11 protein-coding genes and 1 pseudogene are annotated in these 10,762 nt (G+C 62.6%); 6 read left to right on the forward strand and 6 right to left on the reverse strand.

Annotated elements, in window-relative coordinates; all coding sequences use genetic code 11:
• Nucleotides 1-209: pseudogene (locus tag HMPREF0178_RS21235) on the forward strand (2-iminoacetate synthase ThiH); the annotation flags it as partial.
• A gap of 162 nt (nt 210-371) precedes the next feature.
• Nucleotides 372-992: a sulfur carrier protein ThiS adenylyltransferase ThiF gene (gene thiF, locus HMPREF0178_RS19200; RefSeq protein WP_009369207.1), complete on the forward strand. Its 621-nt coding sequence runs from the start codon at nt 372-374 to the stop codon at nt 990-992.
• A gap of 325 nt (nt 993-1,317) precedes the next feature.
• On the opposite strand, the gene HMPREF0178_RS19205 is transcribed toward thiF, so the two are convergent.
• The 6 genes from HMPREF0178_RS19205 to argF form a co-directional block, all read right to left on the reverse strand.
• On the reverse strand, nt 1,318-2,274 hold the full coding sequence (locus HMPREF0178_RS19205) for a Tim44 domain-containing protein (protein WP_009369208.1): 957 nt from the start codon (nt 2,272-2,274) through the stop codon (nt 1,318-1,320).
• A gap of 146 nt (nt 2,275-2,420) precedes the next feature.
• Entirely contained in the window at nt 2,421-3,086 is a 666-nt protein-coding gene (locus HMPREF0178_RS19210; protein ID WP_009369209.1) for a chloramphenicol acetyltransferase, read from the reverse strand.
• A 3-nt stretch (nt 3,087-3,089) separates the two neighbouring features.
• Nucleotides 3,090-3,977, reverse strand: a complete 888-nt coding sequence (locus tag HMPREF0178_RS19215; RefSeq protein ID WP_009369210.1) for a DUF4198 domain-containing protein — start codon at nt 3,975-3,977, stop codon at nt 3,090-3,092.
• A gap of 24 nt (nt 3,978-4,001) precedes the next feature.
• Nucleotides 4,002-4,847 (reverse strand): ComF family protein, encoded by an 846-nt coding sequence (locus HMPREF0178_RS19220; protein ID WP_009369211.1) that lies wholly within the window; start codon nt 4,845-4,847, stop codon nt 4,002-4,004.
• Nucleotides 4,840-5,475, reverse strand: coding sequence for a flavodoxin family protein (locus HMPREF0178_RS19225; RefSeq protein WP_009369212.1), 636 nt, complete (start codon nt 5,473-5,475; stop codon nt 4,840-4,842). Before HMPREF0178_RS19225 ends, HMPREF0178_RS19220 begins: the two co-directional genes overlap by 8 nt.
• 144 nt (nt 5,476-5,619) lie before the next feature.
• Nucleotides 5,620-6,522 (reverse strand): ornithine carbamoyltransferase, encoded by a 903-nt coding sequence (gene argF, locus HMPREF0178_RS19230; protein ID WP_009369213.1) that lies wholly within the window; start codon nt 6,520-6,522, stop codon nt 5,620-5,622.
• A gap of 110 nt (nt 6,523-6,632) precedes the next feature.
• Here argF and HMPREF0178_RS19235 point away from each other — a divergent pair, with 110 nt between their 5' ends.
• The 4 genes from HMPREF0178_RS19235 (at nt 6,633) to hypE (ending at nt 10,697) form a co-directional block, all read left to right on the forward strand.
• Nucleotides 6,633-7,418: a UPF0280 family protein gene (locus HMPREF0178_RS19235; RefSeq protein WP_009369214.1), complete on the forward strand. Its 786-nt coding sequence runs from the start codon at nt 6,633-6,635 to the stop codon at nt 7,416-7,418.
• A gap of 198 nt (nt 7,419-7,616) precedes the next feature.
• Entirely contained in the window at nt 7,617-8,099 is a 483-nt protein-coding gene (locus HMPREF0178_RS19240; protein WP_039959462.1) for a GNAT family N-acetyltransferase, read from the forward strand.
• A 114-nt stretch (nt 8,100-8,213) separates the two neighbouring features.
• Nucleotides 8,214-9,668: an MFS transporter gene (locus HMPREF0178_RS19245; RefSeq protein WP_005030468.1), complete on the forward strand. Its 1,455-nt coding sequence runs from the start codon at nt 8,214-8,216 to the stop codon at nt 9,666-9,668.
• Nucleotides 9,669-9,680: 12 nt separating this feature from the next.
• A complete protein-coding gene (gene hypE, locus HMPREF0178_RS19250; RefSeq protein WP_009369216.1) occupies nt 9,681-10,697 on the forward strand; it encodes a hydrogenase expression/formation protein HypE in 1,017 nt (338 codons plus the stop codon).
• Nucleotides 10,698-10,762: the final 65 nt, after the last annotated feature.

Below are 10,762 nucleotides of genomic sequence, written 5' to 3' on the forward strand. Positions count from 1 at the left end.
GATTTCGGCGGGCGTTTCCACCGCCGTGGGCGGACATGCCCATGCCGCGCAGGATGCCGGCCGAGGAGCACGACACCGCCCAGTTTGAGATCGCCGACGATCGGGATGTGGATCAGATGATTGCCGCCATTGAGGCGCAGGGCTACCAGCCCGTGTGCAAGTCGTGGGAGCCTCTCGACGAAGCTTACGCCTGCGGCAAGTCGGCGTAGAGTAGAAGAAGTGGGGAGACTGGGGAGGGGAAAGGGCCCCTTTTTCCAAAGGGGCCCTTTCCCCTCCCCAGACCCCACCCCTATCCCCCTAAGACTTTTGACTGGCGGGGAGGCCGCTCGGCGGGAGTTCCGTTGTGCGGGATGTTGTGGATGAGGTGCGGAATGGATGGGATTGTCGGCTGGGATGCGGTATTGGAAGGGCATCTTGCGGCGGAACAGTGCAAGGTGTTGGCGTCGGCGCGCATCGGCATGGCCGGAGCGGGCGGGTTAGGCTCCAACTGTGCCGTCTTTTTGGCTCGGACGGGTATTCGGGATTTCGTGATTGCGGACCCGGATGTGGTGGCGTTGTCCAATTTGAACCGCCAGCATTTTTTCCCCCGGCATTTGGGGTTGCCGAAGGTGGAGGCGCTGGGTGCGGTCTTGCGGGAGCTGAACCCGTCCGTCATCCTGCGGCTTGAGCAGCGGGCTCTTGATGGCCCTTCGGCCTGCGGATTGTTTGCCGGATGCGACATCGTCGTCGAGGCCGTGGATGATCCCGAAGTGAAAAAGAGTCTCGTCGAAGCATTGCTGTTGGCCGGGCATCGTGTGGTTTCCGCCTCCGGCATGGCCGGGTGGGGCGGCGTTCCGATGACCGCCCGGAAGCTCGGAAGCCGTCTCGTCGTGGTTGGCGATCACGTCAGCGGCATCGGGCCCGGTATGCCGCCTCTTGCGCCTCGCGTCGTCATGGCCGCCGCTATGGAGGCCGATGCCGTTCTGGAAATGTTGCTGGGTGAGTGTAGCTGAAGCATTGGGAAAGGGAGGAAAGGTTTTCTGAAGGACGCTTTTCCCTACTCTCCCCAAAAACGAGCTCTCCTTTTCCTTAAACCATTCGACGTTATTGAATCCCCGTTTCCGATTGTGCGATCCACAAAAGAAAAGTCCCGAACCGCATAAGGTCCGGGACTTGTTTTTTACCGGAATGCCGGGGACGCCCTGTCAGGGGACAGCTTCCCGTGCCGCCCATCCCGCCATTGCCCCTTACAAACGTTTTAGGGGGATAGGGGGGGCGGGGAGGGGAAAGGGACCCTTTTGAAAAAGGGGTCCCTTTCCCCTCCCCTATTCACTTCATCTATACATTCTCAACCTGCTGGATGCCGTCGAGCTTCCAGGTGCCGTCGCCGGAGGCGGGGCGGACGAAATGCCAGATTTCGCGGACGTCGATGGGCGCTTCCTGCGAGGGGTCTTCGCGGAGCAGGACGTTGAAATAGACCTGCGCGATCTGCTCGTCGCCGACGGTGTCCACGGAGAGGAGCGAGGCGTTCACGAGCATGATCTCAGTGTTGCCGGGGGTCTTGTCCTCGGCGGCCTGCTGCTGGATCTCCTTCTGGAACGCTGGGGTGGAGAACTGGGCGATATCGGAAAGATCGCGCTTGTCCCACGCATTGTTCAAACGGGTATAGGCGGCCTTCGCGCCGCGAAGGAACTCTTCTTCATCGAATCCGGCAGGCTTCTTGGGTTCGTCCTGATACAGGGGCTGCTGGCCGGAAGACGGCGTGGTCAGCGCGTCCCAGTCAAAACCGCCTTTGCCGCTTTGGGGAGCCGCCGTACGCTGATGCGTCGAATCGGAGCCGGGCGTGCTGCGGAGCGAATCGAAACCGCCCGCATTGGGCTGTCCTGCGCCCTGTGTCGCGGCGCGGCGTCTGCCGAAGAACTTGAACGCGAGGAAAAGGAGACCGCCGATAAGGATGATGTCGAGGAAGCCGCCGCCATTGAAGCCGCCGCCAAAGAGCAGCGAGCCGAGCAGGCTACCGGCGAGAAGGCCCCCGAGCATACCGCCCATGCCTCCGAAAAGACCACGGCTCGGAGCGGCGGAGTTGGCCATCTGCTGGCTCTGGCGGTTGGTCTGCTGATTGAACGAGGAGGAAGGATTAGAGGGCAGCGGTTTCGTGTAGGGCTGGCTCATGGACGGGCGTCCGCCGAAGGAACGGCCACCGCCGATACGAGCGGCGTCGGCCTCACCATAGGCGAAAGCCAGCATGACCAGAACCAGTACGGCGCTGAGACAGGCATAAAACGACTTGGGCATGATGTGTCCTCTGGATGGTTGGGCAGGCATTTCCTGCCGCTGGTTTGGGTGTTGCAGTGTATAGGGTAAGGACGAAGAAGGAAAAAAGCAAGCCCGGCACGTCCTTGCTGGGGAGCGCAACCGGGCTTTCTCATATGGCGGAGGCATCAGGGGCGCATCCATTGGCCGGAGGATGCGGCGAGCGCCTGCATGTCGTTGATGAGCTTGCTGGTGTGGTATCCGTCGGCCGCCGCATGATGGACGGAGACGGCGATCGGCAGGAGCGTGTCCGGCCCCTGCGCGAAGTACTTGCCGAAGGTGATGATGGGCGGCAGGAAGGGCGGTTCCGTGGCCTGCACATGGGCCATGCCGGTAAAGCTCAGCCACGGCAGCGCGGACATGGGACAGCAGTTGGCCGGCCTGCCTGGTTTGGCCCGGACGCCTTTGACATCTTTGTAGGTTTCCATGTCGTGCAGGACGTTTTGGTAGAAAACGGGAAACGATTCGTCGTACTCGCTCCAGACGTCTGAAAACGTTTTATCGTCGTCATGGAAGATCGTATAGGACGGATTGATGAAATCCCAGTAGCCGGGCGCGCCGTGCTCGTTGAAGCCCATGCGGAATTCCCGGTTCGCATTGATGGCCCGCGCTGCGATGTAGAGCAGGAGCGGGTAAAAACGCAGGCCGAGGGCCTTGCCGCGTTCGCGCAGGGCCGTGACGGTCAGGTGGGCGGTCAGGTCGTAGCGGCATTTCACCGTGCGTATATAGTAGTCGAAATGTTCGCTGCGAGGCCATGCCGCCCGATCGAACAGGTGAAACGAGGCATCACGCATGGTTTATTTCTTGCTCGGAGCCGTTTTGGAGCAGTCGTTCATGTAGACCCAGAAAATGGTCTTGATTTCCAGCGGCTTCTGCTTGCCTTCGGGATCTTGGAGGGGATCGCCGGCCATGCTGGTCGAGAAAGCCCACCAGCCGGGGAGCGGACAGGAGAACGTGAAGACGCCCTGGCTATCGGCTTTGACCTGCTGCGTGTCGCCAAAGGCGGAAATGGGCTGAGGCGTGGGCTGCTTATCCTGCTTTTTGGCCTTGGGCTGGGCCTTGTCGTCCTGCGGCGGCGCGTTGGGATCTTCCGGCTGGGCAACGTTGGGCTTGATCGCCGGATCGAGGCGGGCCACGTCGATAAGCGCCCCGGGGATAGGCTTGCCGTCGAAGAGGGCCTGCCCGGAGAAGGCCATGCCCGAGCACAGGCCGAAGGGGCGGCTCAGGGGCGAGATCTCAAAGCTGATGTTGGCGGGCTTGTCCCAGCCTTCGGCGGACCCGTAGGCCGGGATCTGCACTTTGGTGACGTACTGGACGAACTTGTCCTGTTCGGGGACCCAGCCCGCCTTGGTTTGCATGACAAGCTGGTAGACGCCGGGGTGGGGCAGGGAAATGTTTGTGGTCCATGCGCGAGCACCGTAGGCGACGACTTCGTCAAGGACGGAGAGGTGTTCGCTCCGGTCCATGTTGTCGCCGCTGTAGCGCAGCGCCGTGAAGACTTGCGGGCGTTCAATAGGGATGCCCGCGCCCGTTGCCGGATCAATGGCACAGATGACGAGGTTGAGGGATGTTTTTTCCGGGTCGTCAACGATGGGGCTGTCGGGAAGGACCAGTCCGAAACCGGCATGGGCCGGAGCAACCAAAAGCATGGCCAGCCCGAGGGTCATCAGGATACGTCCGAACATGAAAGGCCTCCGCAGTCGGAATTCTCAGCTGTTTTTGGGGAGTGACTCGTGTGGGGAGCTCCAGTTGTACTGGAAATCGTGCTTTTCGCGCGGCGTTCTGGCGACGACGGCCACGTCCACGGCGGCGGCCCCGGCATGTGGATCGAGCAGGGCAAGGGCGGCGCGGCGCAAGGTTGTGCCGGTCGTGTAGGTGTCGTCGACAAGCAGGATGCGCTTGCCCCGGACTTCCGGGAGGGAAAGGAACGCGCTCTTGAGGTTGGCGACGCGTTCGGCTTCGCTCAGGCCCACCTGATGCCGGGTGGGGTGCTGGCGGAGCAGCAGATCGGGCACGAGCGGCACGCCGAGGGCATCGGACAGGGGGCGGGCCAGTTCCTGGCACTGATTGAATCCGCGCTCGCGCAGCCGCGTGGAGTGCAGGGGCACGGGGACGATGGCGTCGGGTTTGGGCAGATCCTTGCAGGAGAGGGCGAGGAACCGCCCGAGCAGGTGCAGCACGGCGGGGTCGGCGCCGAACTTGCCGCGCAGGAGAAGCGTTTTCAGCGCGCCGCTGTATGCGCCGTAGAAGCGGAAATGTTCCCACGGCGGCGGCGTCTTTTGACATGTCTCGCACAGGGCGGGCTCGGAGTCCGAGAAGGGCTGGAGCTCGCCGCACAAGGGGCAGTAACCTCCCTTGCGTGGACGGAGCAGGGCCCGGCAGGACGGGCAGAGGGGGATCTGCATACGCTGCTCGTTGTCGGCATCGGCTGGCAGTTCCCCCCGGTTCAGCGGGGAAAAAGGGATATGGCACAGGATACAGCGCCGCTCATCCAGCGAAGTGGCGTGGAGCAGATCCCGTAACGGTTGGAGAAAACGAAAGCTTCGTTCATTCATGATAGAAACGTGTGGCCTGTTCGGCGGCTTCGAGCCCGAATCGTTCAATCTGGGCAATGACTTGTGAATGCAAAAGATCGGTGGGCCGTTCCACGCCGCGCAAAAGCAGCGGCTCATGGAGGCTGAATCCCAGCGTATCCAAAAAACAGCGCAGGATCAGGAGGTTAGCCTCAAAGAGCCTGTCGCCCCGCGTACGCGCCGCGCAAAGGACGGCATGGGCGGGACGGCGCGGCGTGCGCGTTCCTTCCCGGCGCTGTTCCCAAAAAATCTGTGCCCGGTCGATGAAGCCCTTGAGCAACGCCGGGGGGCCATAAAAATAGACGGGGATGCTCAGGATGAGGCTGTCCGCGTGTCCCATCCGCCGGAACAGATCCGCAACGTCGTCCCCGTCAAAGACGCAATGCCCCGGGTGTGCGGAACAATAGCCGCAGCCGATGCAGGGATGGATCGCGTATTCCCTCAGGCAGATGCGGTCCACAGTCGCGCCGCGCGACAAAAGGACCTGTTCCAGCAGACGGGCGGCGTCGTCGGTGCTGCCGTCGGGGTGCGGACTGCAGGCCAGAAGGCAAACGTGCGGCGTTTGTTCGGGAGGGTCCAGTTCGGCGCGGGAAGGGAAGGGCGATTCCATGAATCCTCCTTTTGTCGGGCGGAGAACACGTCTGTGCCGGAACGCCGGAGAAAGGCTGGTTTTAAACCATTCTCCCCGACAGGGAGGATGTCAATGATTTTGGGAAAACGCTCCGGCCCGGAGTTTGGGCCGGAGCGGCGGCTTCTAGTCGGAGAAAACCCATTCGAGGATGGCTTTCTGGGCGTGCAGGCGGTTTTCCGCTTCATCCCAGACAATGGAGGCTTCGCTTTCCATGACCTCGTCGGTCACTTCCTCGCCGCGATGGGCGGGCAGGCAGTGCAGGAACTTGACGCCGGGGGCGGCGAGGCTCATGAGTTCGCTGTCCACGCAGAAGCCCTTGAAGGCTTCCTCGCGTTTTTTTTGCTCATCTTCCTGCCCCATGGAGGCCCACACGTCGGCGTAGATGTAGTTCGCGCCGTCGACGGCGAGCTTGGGATCGTGGGTCAGGAAGATCTTCGCGCCGGACTGGAGCGCAAGGGCGAGAAGCTGCTGATCGGGCTCATAGCCGGGGGCGATGGCCATGTTGAGCTGGAACGGGAAGTACATGGCGGCTTCGATCCACGAATTGGCCATGTTGTTGCCGTCGCCCACCCAGGTTACGGTGACTTTGGAGAAGTCGGGGGTGCGCTCGTAGATGGTCAGGAGGTCCGCCATGAGCTGGCAGGGATGGCCCTGATCGGTGAGGGCGTTGACTACCGGGAGGGAGCCGTATTCGGCGAGTTCGTCGAGCTTTTCCTGGCCGAACGTGCGGACGATGAGGCAGTCCACGTAGCGGGAAAGCACGCGGGCGGTGTCGCGCAGGGGTTCGGAGCGGCCGAGCTGGCTTTCGGCGGGGGTCATGAAGATGGTCGTGCCGCCGAGCTGGCGGACGGCGACGTCGAAGGAGACGCGCGTGCGCGTGGAGGCTTTTTCAAAAATAAGCGCAGCAACCTTGCCGTCCATGCAGTGACCGCGATAGTTGGTCTCTTTCATTTCCTTGGCACGGCGGATGATTTCCCATGCCCCGCTGTGTCCGAGGTCGCGGATTCTCATGAAATGCTTTGGCATGACGTTCTCCTGTATGGACGCGTTGGAAAAAGTGAAAAGGTGATGCCCGGCGGGCGGAAATCGACTTTGCGAACACATTTTTTTAGAATCAATCGTACCAAAAGTAAAGGATGGGCAGGACTGTGAAAGGGATTCATCTTGATCCGCACCGCGGATACCGGGAACGCTGCGCCCCGCGTGACGGCGAGCACGGGTTTCAGCTCGTGATCGGGGAGACGGATCTGCGGGTGACGGCGGTGTCGCCCCTGCCGGAAGGCTTCAAGGATGCCCTGGCGGCACGCGTGCGTACGCTGCGCGGCGAGCTGGAGGCCTGGATTGTGCTGCATCCCGAATTCCGGCACAGCCTTGTGCCCGTCCCGCTGTCCTGTTCCGTCCCTCCTCCCGAAATCGTCCGGCGCATGGCCGATGCTTCGGCTATCGCCGGGGTGGGGCCGTTCGCGGCGGTGGCGGGGACCATCGCGCAGATGGCGGCGGAATCGCTCGTGGACCGCTCTCCGGATCTCATCATAGAGAACGGAGGTGACATTTTCATGTACTCGCGGCGCGATCGTGTGGTGGGGCTGCTGCCCGACCCCGAGTCCGGGGTGCTTATCGGGCTGAATGTGGCGGCGTCGGCGTGCCCGTTGGCGCTGTGCGCCTCTTCCGCGACCATCGGGCACTCCCTGAGTTTCGGGCAGGGCGAGCTGGTGCTTGTGCGCTCCCCGGACGGGGCGCTGGCGGACGCGCTGGCGACGGCGTTGTGCAACCGTCTGCAAGGCCCCGGCGACGTCAAAGCCGTGTTGGACTATGCCCGGCGATTCGTGAAGCATGGCCTCACCGGGATTTTCGCCCAGTGCGGGGGAGCCATCGGCGTCTGGGGCGACATGGAGCTGACGGCGGTGGAACAAGATTCTTGAAGAGAGGGGAAGCATTGGGGATTGGGGGAACGTTTCTGAAGGCAGGGGACCCCCATGCCTTCCCATCCTTCCCCAAACCTGCCGCGCGGAGCCCTTCCCGCCCTTTCCAAAGGGGTATATCCCCGCCCGCAGAGCACCTTTTGTTATGAATCTCATCTCAATGCCGAAGCGTGTCCAACCATTATTATGGGAAGAGCCATGCACATCATCACGCAACTTGCACCTGACGACATCCCCGCGGCGGCGGAGGTCATTCGGCAGGCGTTCGCTACAGTCGCCGAGGCTTTTGATCTCACGGAAGAGAACTGCCCCGCGAACGGAGCCTTCCTGCGGGACGCGGCACTGGCCGAGGAACAGGAGCGGGGGACCGTCCTGTACGGCCTGTCCGACGAGGACGGTTTGTCCGGTTGCATGGCCCTCAAGCGGAAAGACGAGGCGACGTTCTATCTCGAAAAGCTGGCTGTGGCCCCGTGGAGCCGGAACCGGGGATACGGCGGAGCGCTGGTGGCTCACGCTGTGGAGGAAGTGCGGCGGGCCGGAGGCGGGACGATCAGCATCGGGGCCATGTACGAAAACAGGAAACTGGTGCGCTGGTACGAGCGGCAGGGCTTCAGCATTACGGGAACCCGGAAGTTCGCACACTTGCCGTTCGTGGTGTGTTTCATGGAGAAGGGCGTGTGAGGGCGGGGCGTCTTAGACTGGGCGGAGCACGGGTGAGATGCGGCGTTAGAAAGATTGATCAAGCGTTCAATTTGGACGATTGACCCCCTCTCAAAGGGGACGTACAAGGTTCTCATGAGAACTGAACATCCGAATGCTTCCTGCAATGTGGAACGTCCCGTCGTCTCCCTGCGCACCGTCATTATCGCCGTGGGGGCCGCCCAATTCATGCTGCCTTTCATGCTGTCCGGCGCAGGGCCGTTGTTGCCCGCCATCGGGCGGGATCTGCACGCCAGCGCCATGCAGTTGAGCCTCATCAACGCGGCCTACACGTTGTCGCTGGCGATTTTCCATCTGGTGGCGGGCCGGGTGGGGGACATGGTCGGGCGCAAGCGGCTTTTCCTCAGCGGCCTGTCGCTGTTCGTCGTCATGTCGGCCTTGCTGCCGTTCGTGACGAACATCTGGCTGTTCCTGTGCTGCCGTTTCGTGCAGGCGATGGGCACCGCCATCATGAACACCTGCGCGCTGGCGATCCTGGTGAGCTGTGCGCCGCCGGAACAGCTCGGCAGGGTGCTCGGGCTCACTTCCATCGGCGTGTACAGCGGCCTGTCGCTCGGCCCCGGCCTGTCCGGGCTTCTCGGCACGGCCCTTGGCTGGCAGTTCCTCTTTTTCAGCGTGGTCCCCATCGGGATCATCGCGTGGCTGCTCATGTACTGCAATGTCCGCTGCGACTGGAAGGACGCCCCGGACGATCCCTTCGACTGGCGGGGGAGCCTCTTCTACACGCTTGCCGTCAGCCTGCTGTCCATCGGGGCGATCTGGCTCTTTTCCGGCGCATGGGCGGGCGTCCTGTTCGCCTTGGGGGTGGTGTTCCTCGGGCTGTTCCTGTGGGAGGAGCGCCGTTCGCACCATCCCATTCTGGACGTCGCCTTCCTCGTGAAGAACAAGGCGTTCGCCCTGAGCACGCTGGCCTCCTTCATCAATTATAGTTCCATTTTCGGCGTGACCTTCTATTTTAGCCTGTATCTCCAAGGCGTCCACGGCCTGACCCTGCTCGAAACCGGGTTGCTCCTGTCGGCGCAGCCTGCCGTTCAGGTGTTTATTTCACCGCTTGGCGGGCGTATGGCGGACAGGCACGGCGCGGACATCATCGCCACAATCGGCATAGCGGTGTGCGGCGTCGGCCTTTTGCTGGCCTCCTCCCTCGACGGGGCGTCGTCGCTGTGGGTGGTCACGCTGGTCCAGCTTGTGATAGGTTCGGGCATCGCGCTGTTCGCATCTCCGAACACCAGCGCGATCATGACCAGTGTGGACGAAGCGCACATGGGGCAGGCTTCGGGACTGGTGGGTACGGCCCGCACGCTCGGGACGCTGTCGAGCATGGTCATCATTTCCCTGACCATGAACGCTTATCTGGGCGACGAGGCGCTCGGCCCGAACAACATTCCTGAGTTTCTGGAGGCGATGCACATCAATTTCGCCCTGTTCGGGATACTCAACCTGCTCGGCATCTTCTGTTCGCTCGGAAGGATGGGCGGCCGCGTCAGACGTTTTTCGCATCGGCTGTTCCATCCGTGGAATCATCATTAAGACAGGTCGGTTATGACAAAGACACTTCTTTTGGATTGCGGCAGCGGCGGCAGGGCCTCCCAGCGGCTCATCAACGAACTCTTTCTCGAACAGTTCGACAATCCCATTCTCCGGACGCTGGACGACGCCGCCAAGCTGGAACTTTCCGGTCCCATCGCCATGAGTACGGACGGGTATACCGTCACCCCGCTGTTCTTCCCCGGCGGCAACATCGGCACGCTGGCGGTGCACGGCACGGTCAACGACGTGTCCATGCTCGGTGCGCGGCCCAGATATCTGACCTGCGGCTTCATCCTCGAAGAAGGGCTCGATCTCGATCTGTTGCGCAAGGTGGTGGAAAGCATGGCGGAGGCGGCCCGCAGCGCCGGGGTGCTCATCGTGTCCGGCGACACCAAGGTCGTGCCGCGCGGGGCCTGCGACAAGCTGTTCATAACCACGGCGGGCGTGGGCGAAATCCTTGCGGACCCGTCGCCGTCCGGCAGCGGCGCGCGGCCCGGCGACGCCATTCTGGTGAGCGGGGCCGTGGGCGATCACGGGCTTGCCGTGCTCGGGCAGCGCGACAGCCTTTCGTTCCTGCAAGGCGTCGAGAGCGACAGCGCCGCGCTCAACAAGATGGTGGAACGCCTGATGCTTGAGGTCGGGGATATCCATGTGCTGCGCGATCCCACGCGCGGCGGGCTGGCGACCACGCTGAACGAGATCGCCGGGCAATCCGGGGTGGTCTGTTCCATCGAGGAGGCCGCGATCCCGATCCACGATGCGGTGCGTTCCGGCTGCGACGTGCTCGGCCTCGATCCCCTGTACCTCGCCAATGAGGGCAAGATGCTGTGTTTTGTGCCGGAAGCCAAGGCTCAGGCCGCGCTCGACGTGCTCCGCTCCGAGCCGCAGGGACGCGAGGCCGCCCGTATCGGCACCGTGCTCGAAGCCGTGGCCCCGTCCCGTCCCGGTCAGGTCGTGCTCCAAACGCCCATCGGAGGCCGCCGCCTGCTGTCCATGCTCGAAGGCGACCAGTTGCCGAGGATTTGTTAGGAAAGTCGGGATGGTGGGATGACGTGGGGAGGGGAGAAGGAACTTTTCTGAAGAAAAGCTTCCTT

Origin of the sequence: Bilophila sp. 4_1_30 (genome assembly GCF_000224655.1) — a bacterium.
Classification (GTDB): domain Bacteria; phylum Desulfobacterota; class Desulfovibrionia; order Desulfovibrionales; family Desulfovibrionaceae; genus Bilophila; species Bilophila wadsworthia.

Excerpts from the sequence above, each read along its gene's own strand:
- thiF (WP_009369207.1), top strand. The coding sequence starts at position 372 with ATGGATGGGATTGTCGGCTGGGATGCGGTATTGGAAGGGCATCTTGCG.
- HMPREF0178_RS19205 (WP_009369208.1), bottom strand. The coding sequence starts at position 2,274 with ATGCCCAAGTCGTTTTATGCCTGTCTCAGCGCCGTACTGGTTCTGGTC.
- HMPREF0178_RS19210 (WP_009369209.1), bottom strand. The coding sequence starts at position 3,086 with ATGCGTGATGCCTCGTTTCACCTGTTCGATCGGGCGGCATGGCCTCGC.
- HMPREF0178_RS19215 (WP_009369210.1), bottom strand. The coding sequence starts at position 3,977 with ATGTTCGGACGTATCCTGATGACCCTCGGGCTGGCCATGCTTTTGGTT.
- HMPREF0178_RS19220 (WP_009369211.1), bottom strand. The coding sequence starts at position 4,847 with ATGAATGAACGAAGCTTTCGTTTTCTCCAACCGTTACGGGATCTGCTC.
- HMPREF0178_RS19225 (WP_009369212.1), bottom strand. The coding sequence starts at position 5,475 with ATGGAATCGCCCTTCCCTTCCCGCGCCGAACTGGACCCTCCCGAACAA.
- argF (WP_009369213.1), bottom strand. The coding sequence starts at position 6,522 with ATGCCAAAGCATTTCATGAGAATCCGCGACCTCGGACACAGCGGGGCA.
- HMPREF0178_RS19235 (WP_009369214.1), top strand. The coding sequence starts at position 6,633 with ATGGGCAGGACTGTGAAAGGGATTCATCTTGATCCGCACCGCGGATAC.
- HMPREF0178_RS19240 (WP_039959462.1), top strand. The coding sequence starts at position 7,617 with ATGCACATCATCACGCAACTTGCACCTGACGACATCCCCGCGGCGGCG.
- HMPREF0178_RS19245 (WP_005030468.1), top strand. The coding sequence starts at position 8,214 with ATGAGAACTGAACATCCGAATGCTTCCTGCAATGTGGAACGTCCCGTC.
- hypE (WP_009369216.1), top strand. The coding sequence starts at position 9,681 with ATGACAAAGACACTTCTTTTGGATTGCGGCAGCGGCGGCAGGGCCTCC.